Raw genomic sequence first — 16,643 nt, forward strand, 5'->3', positions numbered from 1 at the left:
CCAAGAACGGCTGCGCACAAAGGCCGGACATATGGCTGCAACCGACCGAGTCGCTGACACGTCAAAAAGCTCTTGCCAAAGGGGCGTCCACATATGGTCGGGGTTGCGCAGCCGATCGGCTGTTGCGGTGAGATTGGCCGCATATTCCGCCGGCGTTGCATAGCCGAGCGAAGAATGTGGGCGTCGATGGTTGTAGTCGTTGACCCAGGCGCCGATCTTCGCGCGCGCGCGGTCGAGGCCGAAGAACAGCATTTCATTCAACAGCTCATCGCGCATGCGCCCGTTGAAACTTTCGCAGAACCCATTCTGCATCAGCTTGCCCGACGCGATGTAATGCCACTCGATCTTGCTTTCGTTCGCCCAGGACAGGATGGCGTTCGAGGTGAACTCCGTCCCATGATCGGAAACAATCATTCCCGGCTTGCCGCGCCCTCGGATCAGCGTCGACAACTCACGAGCGACACGCTTGCCCGAGATCGACGTGTCGGGGATCGCCGCCAGGCATTCGCGCGTCACGTCGTCGACGATGTTGAGGATGCGGAACCGCCGGCCACAGGCGAACTGGTCATGCACGAAGTCCAACGACCAGCGTGCGTTCGGCCTTGGCTCGATAAGGATCGGCGCCCTTGTTCCGACAGCGCGACGGCGGGCGCGGCGCTTGCGCACCGTGAGCCCTTCTTCGCGATAGAGCCGGTAGATACGGTTCTTGCCGGAACGCTCGCCTTCCTGACGCAGCAAGACGAACAGCCTCCGATCGCCAAAGCGGCGGCGCGCGTTGGCTAGCTCCCGAAGTCTTTCGCGCAGTTCCGTATCCATCGGCTGCTTTGGCGCATAGCGGAGTCGCGCGGTCGATGGCGACGATGCTGCAGGCCCGACGTTCCGACAGACCCATAACGGCCCGAAGGTGCGCGACGGCTTCGCGCTTGGCGGCGGCCCTACCATTTTTTTGCCAGAAGCTCCCGAAGCGCCGCTGCGTCGAGCATCTGGTCCGCCAGCAACTTCTTTAGCCGCGCGTTCTCCACCTCGAGCGCCTTCAGACGCTTGGCTTCCGAGACGTCCATCCCGCCAAACTTTGCTTTCCAATTGTAGAGCGTCGCTTCAGAAACCGCATATTTGCGCGCCAGATCGGCGACCTTCGCGCCCGCTTCCTGCTCCCGCAAAATGCCAATGATCTGCTCTTCCGTAAACCGCTTCTTCTTCATCTCGTCCGTCCTACAATAGGCCGGACTCTAATCAATCATGGACGAATTTCTCAGGGCCAGGTCAGCGGCAGTGGAGAAAAAGATGAAGCACTCGGACGTTTAATTACGGATTGCCAGATGTCGGCTCACTATGCGATGGCAGATTCGCCTCTAACGGACGAAAAAAAGCACGTTGCAATTGGAGAGTACGTTGACCGATGCTTGAGAGCAGGCCGGCTACAACCACTGGCAGATGACTCTTGCGTTGAAACTCCTCAATCAGCGGAAGACGGCAAGAGTTTTGTCAAGTCTCTGAAAAAATGCTGGAAATACAGTAAAACCTCTAATTGAAACCGTCTTGCTCGAATTGTCTTCGAGCGGGAGTGATGACGAATAGCTGGCCTCTCTGCCGCCGAGGCGAAACGACCCAACACGCCAGCGTCTGTCTACCCGACAACACGCAGGCCAAGCGTCGGTGGCCGAAGTGTGAGAACGACAGTCGTAGCGAGCAACTTTAATTTGTTCCCTATGCGTCTTGCCCGAAATCGAGTCGAGAAAGCCTAAAGCCAGTTGTGTCACTTTTGCGAAGGGCCTGTATGCACGGATATTGTTGAAACAAACCGAAAAGTGGCGCCTCTCAAAATCGATGCGAAGCATGTTTCCGTTGAGCGTCGCCGCTCAATGCCATCATCAAAGATCTGCGGAAGCCCGTCGTTTAGTTGATGCTCTGACGCGTAGGCCCCCGGCTCCTTTTTTGTCAGCGCACCAGCGGCTTCGAGAAATTTCGAGCACCGACCTTTTCAACAATATCCGCCAGAAGCGGACGCTGCCTTGCTGCAAATGGCATGTGCTCTTCCAATCGGGATAAAGAAGATGCTTTTAACAAATGAAAGATGATCTGCCTCGCGGTCGCAGCGAATACCGGCTCGGATGTACCGTTGACCACGTGCTGAACGGCGATGCGCTGCACAGGAGAAAAAGGGCCAGGCGCTGCGGATGGCGGCCTCGATATTTCTCCTCGCGATGGCCCGCTGCCGAGACGCCCTTCCGAACTCTCGAAGATAACAGACCGACATAATAACAACATGCTACTATCACTCAGTTCGGGATAATCTCGCTCAGTGAGCGGTGCAGAAACGACGTGAGGCGCGATTATGGATCACCCGGGCATGGGAGAGCTTCTCAGTGACGAAGAAATTGATGTAAGACTTCGTCACCGCTTGGGCTTAATTCATGCGCGTCAACGACTCGGGATTGAACGAGATCACGAGGCCCAAGTCTTCGGTCAGGGCCTGAACTTCTTCCACATTGAAAATTTCCCGTATTCTCATGCGCTCATCACATCCGTCTTGAAACTGACGGGTCTTTACTGGATTGGACGTCGTAACGCCACTGATGTTAAGGTAAGAGTGAACGACGTCGTCTCGACGCAATTACCGGCGAGCTTCGACCGCTTTACCATTCTGCAATTAAGTGATCTGCACGTGGACATGAGTCCGCTGGCGATGCGAAGCGTAGTCAATCTCGTGAAGGATCTAGATTTTGATCTTTGCGTTATGACCGGCGATTATCGTGCACAGACTTATGGAACGATTAGGCCCTGTCTTGTGGGCCTAGCTCAGGTGATCACCTGCCTGAGGGAAGCCTCAGGAGCGACCATATATGGCGTTCTCGGCAATCACGACTCCATCCGCATGGTTCCCGATCTCGAACGAATGGGAGTCGCGATGCTTCTCAATGAACGCGTCGTTCTCAAGCGTGGTGGCGACGAGATTTACATCGCGGGAATAGACGACGCCCATTTTTACAGGGTTGACAATATCGAGAAAGCGGCCGAGGGGATCCCTGACGAGGCCTTCTCGATCCTCCTGTCTCACACCCCCGAAATCTATCGTCAGGCGGCGCACGCCGGGTTTGACTTCCTGTTAAGCGGCCATACACATGGCGGACAGATATGTCTTCCGGGCGGCATTCCGATCACCCTTGACTCCAACTTACCGCGCACATTGGGCGCGGGCGCATGGAAATACAGGAACATGGCCGGCTATACCTCGGTTGGCGCCGGCTCCTGCATTGTGCCTGTGCGATTCAATTGTCCCCCCGAAATAACGCTTCACCAAATGCGCTGCGTCGACATGATGACCTAATAAGGTTGATCTCGAATCTTCAGCGCGAAGAACAAGCGCGAGAAAAGGAGTTCGGCGATAAGGAATGCGAAGACGATGGCAGCGATGTCGAACAATGTAAGCGACAGCATGCATCTCGCGACGAGCGCCGGTAGGAGAGCTTCGGGAATCTGGTCTAGTCCGATGGCCATACTACTGGGCGGAAATTTCAGTCGTCTCTTGAGGAAGCTCGAGAATAGGTCTCCGGTCATTGCCGCCGCTGAGATTATTGCTCCACTGAACAACTCCAAGCGGACCAACGGAGCAAACATTGTCGTAACAAACAACGCCAGGACGACCCCGCGGATCGTCTTCGACTTTCCAAAAAGCGGCTGACCATCCCCCAGGGTCAATCCACCATCAATCGGAAAGGCCATTTTGTTGCCAAGTATCCTATTCCCAAGGACTGGAGCGCCATTTGCCACGGTCAAAAGAAAAAGAACCTTTCCGATAAGCGCGAGATTAAACGCTCCCATGTCTTCTATTCCCGAAACCAAGGTTTCAATATGGACGGCTTGTTGAGCAACGGCCCGCCTATTTTTTGCTTTCTACGCGACTCGGACGTTGGAATGCATTTCTAGCATAACGGTCTTTAGCGGACGGCATCCCGACATCACGCGGTAGTACCGCTGGCGCGAAAAGATCAGTGAGCACAAGGCGAAATTTGGATGCTGGTCGCAAATGGCTGAGTTGGGGGAAAAAAGCGATCAAGGGCAACCGCTTGCCCGCCGCCGCACGTAGCTCTGCAGCGCTCGGCGATGGCTGTGTCGACTTTTCGAATGTGGGTATACGGGATCTATTAACCCCTGCGAAGCAGATTGGTCGTGCGGCGCAGCTGCACTGTCGGCCAGTCAGGTTTTCGGACAGGAGCGCCGCCTTGAGTTCATCGTAGGCTGCGCGAAGCCGCCGAAGGCGCGCTCGAGAAGCGTCGCAAAGGTGATCGTGGAGCGATCTTCGAGAAAGGGGCCGATGATCTGCACGCCGATCGGCAGGCCGGAGCCGTCGTGATCGATTGGCGCAACGGTCGCCGGCAGTCCAGCGATCGTCGCCGGCGCCGCCCAAATCGTGTGGGCGTCTAGATAGGAGTAGAGCTTTCCATCTATCCGGACGCGGCGCGCCTCGATCGGCGTCGAATGGTCGTGCGGAAAAGCTGTCGTCGGAGCGGCAGGGCAAAGCACGACGTCGAAGTTATGAAAAACCTCGCGCCATTTCTGCCGCAGTTGCGCGCGTTGGGCGTCAACGCCGCGCCATTCGCGAAAACTCAAAACCGCACCTCTAGCTCGCTCGGCCGCGAGGCTGTGATCGCTGCGGGAAAACGCGGCGGCATCTCGGAAGAGCTTCTCATAGCTAGCGAAGGGAAGCCCGGCGCCCCAATAGGCGGAGACCAAGCGCGCATGAAGACGCGTCGCTTGCGCGAGATCGGGCGCCAGAGCGCGATTGTCGGAGACGCTCGCGCCGGCCTTCGCCAGCCTTTCGGCCAATGTCGCGAGCGCCTCCCTCACGACCTGCGCCGTCGGCCCCAGCGGATGCGCGTCAACGATCAGCGCTCGAAAGTCGCTCAGCCTGTCGTGACGAGGCGGCGGCAAGGCGAGCCCGTAGCCCACGCCCGCGGTCATCTCGTCCGGCCCGGCGACAACATCAAGAGCCAGCGCGAGATCGGCGGCGCTGCGCGCCATAGGGCCGATCGCCGCAAGCTCGTGCTCCTCCGGCAAAGGCGCCGCTCCCGGACGCGCATGGCCCCTGCGCGGAACAAGCCCCTCTGTCGGCTTATGGGCATAGATTCCGCAATAATGCGCCGGCTCGCGCATCGATCCGCCCATGTCTGAACCGAGTGAGAGCGCGCTAAACCCCGCCGCCAACGCCGCTGCGGAACCGCCGGACGATCCGCCGGGCGTGCGGCAAAGATCGAAAGGATTATTCGTCGTTCCGTAGACTCGGTTGTAGCTCTGCCAATCGCTCAGCCATTGCGACACATTCGTCTTACCAAGAATGACGGCGCCGGCCTTTTTCAAGCGGGACACGGCAAGAGCATCTTCCTTCGGCGTGAAATGCTTGAAGCGCGGATCGCCCCAGCTGGTCGGCAGTCCGGCGATATTGAAGGATTCCTTCACCGTGGCGGGGACGCCGAGCAGCACGCTCTTCTCGCCGCGCGCAAGCGCCGCATCGGCTGCGCGGGCGGCCGCGCGGGCGCGCTCGAAGTCGCGCACCGGCATCGCGTTGATGCGTGAGTCCAGCGCCTCGATCCGCGCAATCGTGCGATCGGCAAGCTCCAAGGCGGAAATGCGCCGCTCCCGCAGCGCTGCTACGAGGTCGCTGGCGGAGCGGTAATCCCACTCCGAGGGCGCAATCTCCTGCCCGGCGATCGCTGGCGACATGCCGCTGGCCCCCGCCGAGGCCGCGCAGGCGCCTGCCTTGAGGAGAAAATCGCGTCTTGTCGAAGCGGCGGCCGCGCTGTTTGACGATCGGGAATCATCAAGGCGATCCATGCCGGCGCCTCACGACACGTTTTGCACGGCCCGGCCAATCGCCATCTGGCCCACCGCGCCTTCGACGTGAAACGGAAGTCCTGTCATCCGGGCGAAGAGATCGATGTCGCCCACGCCGATGGCGCAGGCGCCGAGCTCCATCTCCGTCGCCACCAGATAGAGCGTCTGCATGACGACGCCCACATGTTTCAAGACCAAGGCATAAGCGAAGCCGCTGTATTTCCACGACACGCGTCCAAAGCGCGCCGCCATTGTGATCATGATTTGCGGCGGACGCGGCGCACCCATTGCAAACTGGCCGTCGTCGATAATCGCCTCGAGCTGACGCTGCGTCACCTCGATCGCCACGAGTGCATGGCGATCCGCGTCATAGTGATAGAAGCCGCGCGCCAGGCCGTCGCATTTGTCGACAGCAAGATAAAGCTCCAGCTCGTAGCTTGCGCCGCCTGAAGGATAAGGCCGCGCCGCGATCTCGATCTCTTCCCCGTCGGCTTCGATCAGCCGTTGGCGCGAAACGATCCGCGCCGCGCCGTCGAGAAATCGCGCGACTTCGGCGAGGGTGATTGGATGCGCATCATCGAATATGCGTTCCGAACGCCGTCTGCGCAGCAGCGCCGCGATGGCGGAGTCGCTAGCGTCGGCGATCTTGCCAAGTTCGATTGCCGGGCCAGGCCAGGCAGGCCGCACCGCGGGCGGCTGCGGGACGAGATCCGCATGGGCGTATAGTCCGCCGGTTGGATTGGCGTGGCGGCCATTCGTGCTGCGAACATGGAAGAGGAGATCGTGGAACTCCCACAGCGCAAGATCTTCGTCGCCTTCGCAGGCGCGCAAGGCTTTGCCCGGATCGGTCGCGAAGGCGATCCTGCAATCGACGAGCAGCGCGAGAAACTCATCTCCAGGAAAATCCGGCTCACTGGGCAACTCGGCGAGCGATCGCGGCGTCGCGAGCAGCGCGATGGCGGAAGCTGCGCGCGCGTCGCAAAGGCGAAAGGCGGCGCCGGCGAGAGGACATTCGAGGATCAGGTCCTCGCCGCGCCGTCGCAGATAGGCAAAGCGCGAAAGAACAAATCGACGTGTTGCGTCGAGCTTCTGAAGGTTCGGCCGATAATCCCGCATCTGCGGCTCGATGACCACGATGTCCCGCCCGCCCGTGCCGCGGGATAGCCGGTATTCGACAAGGCCGTGAAGAGCGAGCCGCTGGATCAGCCCGCGCAGCTCCTTATCCTCGGGCGCCTCATTCTCCACGACAGCCGAGAGAGGCAGGCCCTTGGCAAATTCGGACGCGCGGCAGAGGGCGGCGGCGCTGAACTTCCCAAGGAGCAGCGTATCACGATCGAACCGCGCCCGAAGGACGCCACCCGCCTCTTCGTCCAGGGAAACCCCAGGCCCCAGTTTGGCGAGAAGCAATGCGGGCGCGCGGCTCCGATCGGCGCTCAATTTTACGTCCGTGGGTGAAGAGGATTGAGATCCCGTTCCCGTGTCGGCCGCCGACGCAAACCCATCGCGACGGGCGTGTCGTAGAGCCGGCCAGGTCCGAAGCGGCGATAGAAATGCCTCAGGCCCGGAACGATCACCCGCACGACGGGAACCTCGATGTCGGGGCGCGTCTGATCGAGCACGAGAAAGTCGAATCCCTTCTTGGCCATATGCGCCACGCAGGCGCGCACCTGTTCGCGGCGGTCGCGGCTCGCAAAATCTTTGAAGCGCGACCGACCGAAACTCGCCTTGCCCTCCGGCCGCAAATAAGCGTGCTTGCGCAGAGGGAGCGGATCGGTCCCGTAATCGTCGCCGCCTTCCTCCGGCCGTCCCCGCAAATGCTCGATCGCGAGAAACTGATTGAGCTCGGTCATCGCGCGCAGCGTCGCGATGCGGGGATCGAAATGCGCGCCGGCGGCGACCTCGATGAACTCGCGTCCTTCATCTTTCCAATGCGCCACGGCGATGACGACGGGAATGCCGATGTCTGTCGTGACGTTGAGCGCCCACACGTCGCGACCCATTGCCGCGAAGGCGGCGCGCAGGTCGCAGACATAGCTGTCGCGCAATTTGTCGAGATCGATCTCCGGAGCCCGCAACCGGTTGTACCACCAGATCGCATAGGCATCCCGCTCCACGAGTTCGAGAAAGCCCTGGAGTATCGCTTCTTCTATCGTATTGCCGGCCGCGCAGCCGTTTGAGTCCGCGCTCAGTTGGTTGCCGCAATCCGAATTGTGGAAAAAATAGAGAAGGCCGGTCAGCGCATATTTGAAGCGTTCGTCGCGCAGCGACCAGACGGGCGACCATTCCGTCTCGAGGGAAGGATCGAATCGTTGCGGCGCTTCGTCGCTGGAGCAGCATCCTTGCGCGCGCTCTCCGTACTGCGCATCGCTATAGTGGACGATCTCTTCAGGATGGATCGCCTCGCCGGCCGAGAAATCGACGAAGCGGCGCGCGACCCTGATCTCGTCGCCCTGAAAGATCCCGCAATAGCGTTCGATCGCCTCCATCAGGGCGCTGGCTTCGCCCTGCTCCGCGATGCTGCCCTTGCCATAGCTGTCGCCGCTCAACCCTGCCTGCAGGGCGTCAACCGTGTCTGGACAGGGCGAGAAGTTGTGGCGGGCGACAAAGCTCGCGTCGAGCGGCTGGTCGCTCTTGATCCGTTCAAGATGCGAGACGACGCCGGTCAACGGACTCACATGTTTACGATAGCGGGCAACGGTCTCGCCGGGCGTCATGGACCGATAGCCGCCGCTCGTCACGACGAGCCTGCCGCCGGCGCGCAGCCGGATAGGAATCGGCTGGCGCTCGGGATCTCGCGCCGGTGCGGCGCCACAGACCGGGCACTGAGGCCGCACCGGCACATAATGGCGCGCCACTTCAGAGCCCAGCATGTCGAGACTGACGATGTGCTGGCCAAGGTCCGTGCGAAATCCGCTGGCGATGGCTTTTCCGATCTCGACGGCGGCGAGCGAGACGCCGCTGCGTCCCAGAGCCTCCGCGCCAAGCGGCGAAGCAGAGACGCAGCGCGCCGCTTTGCGATCGAGAAAAGCCTTGACCTGTCGGTTCCACTTCATGCGATCAGAGAGGCATCTCCAGCAGGCGCCTTTGCCGGGACTGAAAATAGGGCCGACGAGCGGAAAAAGTCCCGTCGGCTGAACAGGCAGCCAATCCGCCTTCTCCTGAAGCTGGCGTCGATTGAACTCCGCTAGCCGCTCGTCGAGATAATCTCCGACCAGCGCGACCGTAAGATCTCCGCCGCCATCGACCAGCCTGACGCCGAAGCCGCGGAGCGCGTCCGCGAATTCCTCTTTTCCGCCGACGCCCAGCGACTCGATTGCCACGCTGACCTTTTGCAAATTTTCAGTCGCGGCGGCGGTGCTCAGGCCGAGACTTGCCCAATAGGCGGCCGTTACGTCCTGCGCAGCGTCGGAAGGAACGACGAAGCGGCGATCTGCCAGCCGCCTGAAAGCTTCCTCGATCTTCGCCACGGGAAACTCGGCGGCGAGTGCATGGAGGATCGACGTCTGATCCTCACCCGCGGCGATGCGTTCGACGAGCGCGCAATACAGCGCGCCGCGTAAAAAGAATTTCCTGCTCTCGGAATAGAGGCAGACGACGTCGGGCGGAAAAATATAGACCGCATAGTTCGGCGCAAAACGAAGCGCCCCGCCGGCGTGCGCCTCCAATTGTCGCGCGGGCGCTTCCATCGCCATCTATCGACCGCCGGCCTCCCTACATGTTTGTCCGCCAGCGACGCGACGAGAGCCGTCATCCAACCAAAGGACGCCGGAAACTTGCCGCTGCGGGCTCCGATCAGTTCCCGCGACGCAAGCCTGCTTGACGTCAAACCTTACAAAAAAGGACTCAGGCGCCGCAGCCCCGGCACCCTCTGCACCCGCCGCAGCCCCGGCACCCTCTGCACCCGCCGCAGCCCCGGCACCCTCTGCACCCGCGGCATCCGCCACAGCCACGCCCCCAGGCGACGGTTTCAGTCTTGGCTTCGTCGACATCTTCACGATCGAACAGACGGAAGGAGCTGAGGCCGACATCGAAAACTTCCTGTTCATGGAGATCCATGTCCATGAACCGCATATTGCTGGTCGCCGGCTCAGTCGCGGCCTCAGCTGAGGTGCTCTGTGCACAGGCGGCGCCCGCGAGCGAGAAAGAAACGCCGATGACGCCAAGCGCCTTTACGCTTCCATTTGGGCTCTTAGAATGGTCCGATGAACGCGCCATTGCCCGTTCTCCCCGAAAAGATAAAATCCTGCGGTCCCAACAGCGTTAGTCTAGCACCCGTCCCCCCATCGTCAATGCCCCGGTCGGTGCGCGGCGCGTGTCATGCCAGCGAATCAATTGTTTGACCTCGCCCGAGGCCGTTCAAAGAGCATCAGCTTTCGGACGTCACGCAGATGTCGCCCATGAACAGGGCGTCGAGACCGGCCCCGCGAAAGGTGGCGACGGCGTGGGCCGGGGTGCAGACGATCGGCTCGTTGTCGTTGAAAGAGGTGTTGAGCACGAGGGGCACGCCGGTTCTCTCGAAAAATCGCGAAATCAGCGCGTGATACCGGGGATTCGCAGCGCGCCGCACAATTTGGACGCGCGCGGTCCCATCCTCATGGAGCACGGCGGGAATCCGCGCCGCGCGGCCAGGCTTTGTCGGGCAGGCGAAGAGCATGAATTCATGACTTTGTGATTCCGGCCCCAGGTCGAACCAATCTTCTGCATGTTCCGCGAGCACGCTCGGCGCGAATGGCCGAAAGTCTTCGCGGTGCTTTACTCTCTGGTTGAGAATGGCGCGCGTGTCCGGCCTTCGCGGATCAGCCAACAGCGACCGATTGCCCAGCGCCCGGGGGCCGAACTCCATCCGGCCTTGAAACCAGCCGACGATATTGCCGTCGGCGATCATCTCCGCGGCCTCCCAGGGCGCATCCTTGCATTTGCGCGGCTTCAGACCAGCGGCGCGAACGGCCGCCAGAGCTTCCCGCTCGTCAAATTCAGGTCCGAGATAGGGTGTTGCGCCCCCTGTCCGGCGCTTCGCCCCGCGTTGCGCGCAATGCGCGAAAAGCGCCGCGCCGATCGCGGTCCCGGCGTCATGCGGCGCGGAAGGAATGAAAATGCCGCTGAAGGCGCTCGCTCGCGCGAGCCGCGCATTGGTGACGCAATTGAGCGCGACGCCGCCGGCCAAACATAAGGCGCCGCCCGCCGCCTCGCGTTCGAGACGGCGCAAGAGCGAAAGCGCCGCGAGGTCGGTCGCGTTCTGAAGCGCCGCGGCGACGTTCATGTGATGGGGGAGGAAGTCGCCGTCCGGCGCACGCCTCGGTCCAAAAAGCGCGTCGAGCCCGCGTGGTTCGAGCGATTTAAAGCCGATCGCCTCGGGGTCCACGACGTACCCCTGATCCGTGACCTGAATGATCGACGCGAACTCCCGCTGAAAGACCTCCGGGTCGCCATAGGCCGCAAGACCCATGACTTTTGCAGCGTCATACGCCGAAAAGCCGAGATAGACGCTCGTGTGCTCCCATACGAAGCCGAGAGAGTGCGGATAGGAAAGGCTGGCGAGGACGCTGATATGACTACCGTCGCCACGCGCCAGCATTGTGCAATCGGCCTCGCCGATTCCGTCGACCACCAATATCGCAGCCTTGTCGAAGCCCGAAGGATAATAGGCCGAAGCGGCGTGGGCGAGGTGATGCGGCACGAATTTGAGCGCCCGGCCGAAGCGTCGGCCCATCAGCCTCGCCACGGCGTCGTCGACCTCGTCCAGCCACTTCAGAAACACGTCTTCGAGACTGCTATCCGGCCACCATTCGGAACGAAATCTGGTGCGGCGCAGCCGCGGCTCGAAGGAATAGGCCACGATATCGATGTCTTCAGGCTGTAGGCCCGCAAAATCGAGACAAAACCGCATCGCCTGCTCGGGCAACTCATGCGGATTGTCGACTCGCGCCTCCTTGGCGTGTTTGATACGCGAAAAGCGTTCCTCTTCACACGCTGCGACGACCTTCCCATCCATCACAAGCGCCGCCGATGATTCATGAAAGACAGAATTGATCCCGAGAATGTTCATATGGCGGACTGTCTCCCTTTATCTCCGCGCTTGTCCGAGGCCCTGAGCCAGTGTGGCGATTATTATTCCCGCCGGTCTCGCAAGATGACTTTCAGGAGAACGCTCGCTAACGCTGGCGCTTGCCATTGCGCGCTTGTCAACATCCCCGGAGCTTCCCAACCTCCTTTGATCCCACTAGGGTATACCTCAGGCGACGAACATCCGACACAAAAAGACATCTTCCTCTCGGGGCAGTGAGCCACGTTTCATCCAAGCGCATCGTAACGATCGCCGTGGTAGTCGCTGCGCTCATGACGAGCGATCGGAGCGCCGCAGGTCATCGTGCAAATGTGCCATTTACAGAACGACACGCGTCGACGTGCGACTGAGGCGATCGACGAAGCGGCTCGCAAAGGGTTCCGGACTTTGGGCGTAGCGCGTTCAGACGACAATGGCGCCAGCTGGCGGTTCTTGGGAATTCTACCGCTTTACGATCCGCCTCGAGAAGATTTTAAGGCGACTCTCGCGCATGCGCGGCACGCCAACACGATCGTCACCGGACGCGACGGACGAATTCGCCATCACGGGTTCGGCCGCGAAAACGATATGACGCTGGGCGCCATACTGGGATCGCTAGCCGACAAAACGGCGCCGCCATCATGACGCCGCCAGCGACACGCCCCACTGTGCTCTCCGGACTTTTCGAGCCGCTCGGCGACGATGGTCGGTTGAGCGCCATCGCCAAACGGCCCGCCTTAGCGCATCGGCGCTTTGGGCCTTGCGGGTTACGCGCAGGCGGACACCAATCGTCACGGCGGCCCAGAGAAGGCGCTGCATCAATATGCGTTCGAGCATTAGGCCGACTGGGCCGACGAGATCGGCGACAATCCCTTACTGCGGATGCCTGGCGGCTTCGGTGAGAATCTATCCACTACAGAATGGACCGAAACCAACGTCTGCGTAGGCGACGTCGTTCGCTTCGGGAGAGTGCTGCTGCAGGTCAACCAGGGCCGCCAGCCCTGCTGGAAGCTAAATTGCCGCTTCGCCCAACCCGACATGGCGCTGCGCTTGCAATCGAGTCGACGCTCTGGATGGTATTATCGCGTGCTCGAAGCCGGCATGGCGGAGCCGGGAGATTTTCTGCGTGTCGTCGACCGGCCGCGCCCAGAATGGAGCATCGAACGCCTCTATCTTCTGTTCTATTGCGAAACGCATGACGGAAACGAGCTTGCGAGCATGGCCGCAATGCTCACAAGGGGAATTCTTCATCATCCCGCTCAAATTTCGATGTCGTCGACGTTTGGCTAGCTGGTGACGCCCCGGCATGGTTCGTTGAGGCACTGGAAACCAGGCGTGATCGCGGTCGCGACCACCAACTCGAAGAAGTTACTCCCCCGGTGACGTTCAATCGCCAGATAACGGATGATATCAGCCATTCTCTACCTATCGGTCGCCCCGGGCGAACGAGGCAGCAGGTTAACGATCTGAAGTCGTCTTGGAACCAGACAGTATATATTTAATGATGCCAAATAGAATTCCCATGCGTTTACTCTTCTGTGGTCCTTTTGCTTGGCCCTTTCTTCCCGCAACCTGAAGCGGTCAATAAGACTGCTTACCCCTGTTGCCTTGTTGACGAGCGATGGCCGGGCCGCCCCCGAGGCCGACGCGGGCACGGCCGTCGCTCTCTGCTGAGGCGCAAGCAAGCACTTTGAAAGTTCGACCAAAGGGAGAAACAAATGGCTGTCAACGTTCACAGCGGCTCGATCGGAAAAGTACTGCTCTTTATCGCCGGCTTCGTCGCCTTCGTGGTCGTCGGGCTGGCCTGGGGGCCTGCGCTGATTTCACCCGACACCGCCAACATCACCGGTGCGACCGGTTCAACGGCGCGCATGATTCAGTAAAGCGCGTGCGACGGCGTTTCAGAATCCCATCCGCCCATAACGCCGTCGTTCACAAACTTTGTAATTTTCAATAGTGCGCCCATTGCAAAGCCGGATCGCTTGCGGCGTAATCTGCCTCCGCGACGCAACATTGCTCGGATTCACGCGGATAGACAGACGTTGCGCCATTGTGATGCCGGCGCTATCAGGTTGACGGAGAGAGGTCGACAAAAAGCTGTTTGGTTTTCGTGGTTGCTCATGCGGCTTGGCGCATGCAGGAAATCGCGCGCCACGTGGCGATAGCCGCCGCGTGATGAGCACGACGGGCTGTGCCACTGGTTTGCTGTTCCCGATACGGCTTGTGGAAAGGATTGGCGCATTGGTCGTAAATGGATAAAAATCGCCGCGCCTGTTGCGACGATTTGAATCGCTTCATGATCCGCTCCCGTCACCATGTCGGTTGATGCGAATTCTCCGCCCGCTTATTCAGCCCTTTGTGCTGACGAGGTTCGACCTTCAGCCCGACGTCCTTGCGCGCCGCGCCATACGAAGGGAGCTCGTCCGTGATCATGACGCACGGCTCTCTCGTCATCTTTTTCCAGAGTTGGCGCATGAGGCGTCTGGTGGCTTTCCTATTGCGGAGACGTTGAATAAGAACATCGAGGATAAAGCCATCGTGATCCACCGCGCGCCACAGCCAATGTTTCTTGCCGGCGAAGGTGAAAACGACCTCGACTAGATGCCATTTGTCAGAGCGTTTTGGTGCGCGATGACGCATGCCGGCGGCAAAATTCCGGCCAAATTTCTCAGCCCATTGGCGTATGTTTCGAGGGTTGCATTGACGCCGTGCGTGGCGCGCATTTCCTCGACCGCGCGCAGGCTCAAGGGAAAGCGGAAATAGAGCCAAACGGCGTGGGTGATAATCTCGGGCGGGGAGCTATACGCGGCGGCGCAATAATCGGCCATTGAGCGGCGCATAATGCGGCCGCGTGGCGGCGTAAAACCCGGCCAGTTTTAGGCTGACTTCCCGAACATTGATTCGGGAGGGCGGCCGGGGATGTTTGCGGTGGAGACCTACGCGGCGGTTCGACGCTTTGTTTTCATTGAGGGGAACAGCCGGCGTGATGCGGCGCGCGTCTTTGGTCTGAGCCGCGACACGGTGGCGAAGATGTGCCGCTATTCGGCGCCGCCGGGCTATGTGCGGACGAAGCCGCCGGAGCGGCCAAAGCTGGGGCCGCTCATTCCTGTGATCGACGCGATCCTGGAATCCGACAAGACGGCGCCGGTGAAGCAGCGGCATACGGCGAAGCGCATTTTCGAACGGCTACGGGATGAGCACGGCTTCGCCGGCGGCTACACGGTCGTGAAGAATTATGTGCGGCTTTCGCGCTCGCGGTCGCGCGAAGTGTTTGTGCCGCTGGCGCATCCGCCGGGTCACGCGCAGGTGGATTTTGGCGAATGCGTCGCCGTCATTGGCGGCGTGAAGATGAAGCTGCATGTGTTCTGTTTCGACCTTCCGCAGTCGGACGCCTGCTTCATCAAGGCCTATGCGGCGGAGACGACGGAGGCCTTTCTCGACGGCCATGTGTCGGCCTTCGCCTTTTTTGGCGGTGTTCCGCTGTCGATCCTTTACGACAACACCAAACTCGCTGTGGCGAAGATTCTGGGCGACGGCGAGCGACGACGCACGCAGGCCTTCAACGAACTCGTCAGCCATTTTCTTTTTGCCGACCGCTTCGGTCGTCCTGGCAAAGGCAACGACAAGGGCAAGGTCGAGGGCCTGGTGAAGTTCATGCGGCTCAATTATCTGACTCCGATCCCGCATGCGCCGTCGATCGAGGCGCTGAACGCCAGGCTCATTGAGCGATGTGTTGCCCGCCAGATGGAACACGCCGGTCGGCATGAGCAGACGATCGGCGAGCGGCTCGTCGCCGACAAGGCCATGTTCCGCGAACTTCCCGCAGCGCCGTTCGAAGCCTGCCACAAAGTCGCGGCCAGGGTCTCCTCGCAGGCGCTGGTTCGCTATCGCACGAATGATTATTCGGTTCCGACGCGCTACGGCTATCGCGACGTTCTGGTCAAAGGCTTCGTCGACGAGGTCGTCATTTTCTGCGACGGGGCCGAGATCGCCCGCCATGTGCGCAGTTACAGCCACGGCGATTTTGTTTTCGATCCGCGCCATTATCTCGCTTTGCTCGAGCAAAAGCCCGGCGCCCTGGATCAGGCCGCCCCGTTGCAGGGCTGGTCTTTGCCGGAGACGCTTTGCCATCTGCGTCGGCTGATGGAAGCGCGCATGGGCAAGCGCGGCAAACGCGAGTTCGTCCAGGTCTTGCGGCTGACCGAGGCGTTCGCCGAGACCATCGTCGCCGCCGCGGCGCTGGAGGCGATCCGGCTGGGCGTCATCGGCTTTGACGCCGTCAAGCAGCTCGCGATCGCCCGCGTGGAGAACAAACCGGCGCGTCTCGATCTTGCCGCCTATCCCTGGCTGCCGTCGCTGAGCGTCAAGACGACCTCGCCTGCCGATTATCTGACGCTCGTTTCGAGGGCGGCGGCATGAGCGCGTCAGCTCCCACCGAAAGTCTGACGCCGCCGCGGGTGTTGCTCACGCATCACCTGCGCCAGCTCAAACTTCCGACCGTCTTGCGCGAATATGAGAAGGTCGCTCTTGAAGCCGCGCGCGACGGCCAGGACCACGTCCGCTATCTGCTGCGCCTCGTCGAACTCGAACTCATCGACCGTGAAAGACGGATGGTTGAGCGCCGCATCCGCGCCGCCCGGTTCCCGGCGATAAAGAGCTTCGACACTTTCGACTTTACGGCGATCCCCTCTCTCAACAAGCCGCTCGTCCTGGAGTTGGCGCGCTCCGAATATGTCGTCGCGCGCGAAAACATCATCGCGCTCGGCAA

At 60.7% G+C, this 16,643-nt stretch carries 11 protein-coding genes and 2 pseudogenes; 5 read left to right on the top strand and 8 right to left on the bottom strand.

Annotated elements, in window-relative coordinates:
* Positions 1-120: 120 nt before the first annotated feature.
* Positions 121-1,202: pseudogene (locus AB7I51_RS15750) on the bottom strand (IS3 family transposase); the annotation flags it as partial.
* Positions 1,203-1,938: 736 nt separating this feature from the next.
* On the bottom strand, positions 1,939-2,151 hold the full coding sequence (locus AB7I51_RS15755; protein WP_428405173.1) for a hypothetical protein: 213 nt from the start codon (positions 2,149-2,151) through the stop codon (positions 1,939-1,941).
* A 184-nt stretch (positions 2,152-2,335) separates the two neighbouring features.
* Here AB7I51_RS15755 and AB7I51_RS15760 point away from each other — a divergent pair, with 184 nt between their 5' ends.
* On the top strand, positions 2,336-3,328 hold the full coding sequence (locus AB7I51_RS15760) for a metallophosphoesterase (protein WP_428405172.1): 993 nt from the start codon (positions 2,336-2,338) through the stop codon (positions 3,326-3,328).
* On the opposite strand, the gene AB7I51_RS15765 is transcribed toward AB7I51_RS15760, so the two are convergent.
* The 5 genes from AB7I51_RS15765 to AB7I51_RS15785 all read right to left on the bottom strand — a co-directional run bounded on the left by AB7I51_RS15765 (position 3,325) and on the right by AB7I51_RS15785 (position 11,878).
* Entirely contained in the window at positions 3,325-3,822 is a 498-nt protein-coding gene (locus AB7I51_RS15765; RefSeq protein WP_428405171.1) for a CDP-archaeol synthase, read from the bottom strand. The two genes, AB7I51_RS15760 and AB7I51_RS15765, sit on opposite strands and share 4 nt — an antisense overlap.
* A gap of 375 nt (positions 3,823-4,197) precedes the next feature.
* On the bottom strand, positions 4,198-5,832 hold the full coding sequence (locus tag AB7I51_RS15770) for an amidase (protein ID WP_428405170.1): 1,635 nt from the start codon (positions 5,830-5,832) through the stop codon (positions 4,198-4,200).
* A 9-nt stretch (positions 5,833-5,841) separates the two neighbouring features.
* Positions 5,842-7,269 (bottom strand): SagB/ThcOx family dehydrogenase, encoded by a 1,428-nt coding sequence (locus AB7I51_RS15775; RefSeq protein ID WP_428405169.1) that lies wholly within the window; start codon positions 7,267-7,269, stop codon positions 5,842-5,844.
* 2 nt (positions 7,270-7,271) lie between these two features.
* Entirely contained in the window at positions 7,272-9,524 is a 2,253-nt protein-coding gene (locus tag AB7I51_RS15780) for a TOMM precursor leader peptide-binding protein (RefSeq protein WP_428405168.1), read from the bottom strand.
* Between the two features lie 674 nt (positions 9,525-10,198).
* Positions 10,199-11,878, bottom strand: a complete 1,680-nt coding sequence (locus AB7I51_RS15785) for a carbamoyltransferase family protein (protein WP_428405167.1) — start codon at positions 11,876-11,878, stop codon at positions 10,199-10,201.
* A gap of 879 nt (positions 11,879-12,757) precedes the next feature.
* Between AB7I51_RS15785 and AB7I51_RS15790 the strand changes: the two genes are divergently transcribed.
* Positions 12,758-13,165 (top strand): MOSC domain-containing protein, encoded by a 408-nt coding sequence (locus AB7I51_RS15790; protein ID WP_428405166.1) that lies wholly within the window; start codon positions 12,758-12,760, stop codon positions 13,163-13,165.
* 428 nt (positions 13,166-13,593) lie between these two features.
* Positions 13,594-13,758, top strand: a complete 165-nt coding sequence (locus tag AB7I51_RS15795) for a hypothetical protein (RefSeq protein WP_428405165.1) — start codon at positions 13,594-13,596, stop codon at positions 13,756-13,758.
* Positions 13,759-13,993: 235 nt separating this feature from the next.
* Here AB7I51_RS15795 and AB7I51_RS15800 read toward each other — a convergent pair.
* Positions 13,994-14,703 (bottom strand): annotated as a pseudogene (locus tag AB7I51_RS15800) (IS6 family transposase).
* A gap of 91 nt (positions 14,704-14,794) precedes the next feature.
* On the opposite strand from AB7I51_RS15800, the gene istA reads away from it, so the two are divergent.
* On the top strand, positions 14,795-16,294 hold the full coding sequence (istA, locus tag AB7I51_RS15805) for an IS21 family transposase (RefSeq protein WP_428405164.1): 1,500 nt from the start codon (positions 14,795-14,797) through the stop codon (positions 16,292-16,294).
* Positions 16,291-16,643, top strand: a 353-nt coding sequence (locus AB7I51_RS15810; protein WP_428406322.1) for an ATP-binding protein, incomplete at its 3' end; no start/stop codon positions are given. The genes istA and AB7I51_RS15810, both read left to right, overlap by 4 nt.

The organism is Methylocystis sp., assembly GCF_050246715.1.
Taxonomy (GTDB): domain Bacteria; phylum Pseudomonadota; class Alphaproteobacteria; order Rhizobiales; family Beijerinckiaceae; genus Methylocystis.

Coding starts and splice junctions, on each gene's coding strand:
- AB7I51_RS15770 (WP_428405170.1), bottom strand. CDS start 5,832: ATGGATCGCCTTGATGATTCCCGATCGTCAAACAGCGCGGCCGCCGCT.
- AB7I51_RS15780 (WP_428405168.1), bottom strand. CDS start 9,524: ATGGCGATGGAAGCGCCCGCGCGACAATTGGAGGCGCACGCCGGCGGG.
- istA (WP_428405164.1), top strand. CDS start 14,795: ATGTTTGCGGTGGAGACCTACGCGGCGGTTCGACGCTTTGTTTTCATT.
- AB7I51_RS15765 (WP_428405171.1), bottom strand. CDS start 3,822: ATGGGAGCGTTTAATCTCGCGCTTATCGGAAAGGTTCTTTTTCTTTTG.
- AB7I51_RS15785 (WP_428405167.1), bottom strand. CDS start 11,878: ATGAACATTCTCGGGATCAATTCTGTCTTTCATGAATCATCGGCGGCG.
- AB7I51_RS15760 (WP_428405172.1), top strand. CDS start 2,336: ATGGATCACCCGGGCATGGGAGAGCTTCTCAGTGACGAAGAAATTGAT.
- AB7I51_RS15795 (WP_428405165.1), top strand. CDS start 13,594: ATGGCTGTCAACGTTCACAGCGGCTCGATCGGAAAAGTACTGCTCTTT.
- AB7I51_RS15790 (WP_428405166.1), top strand. CDS start 12,758: ATGCCTGGCGGCTTCGGTGAGAATCTATCCACTACAGAATGGACCGAA.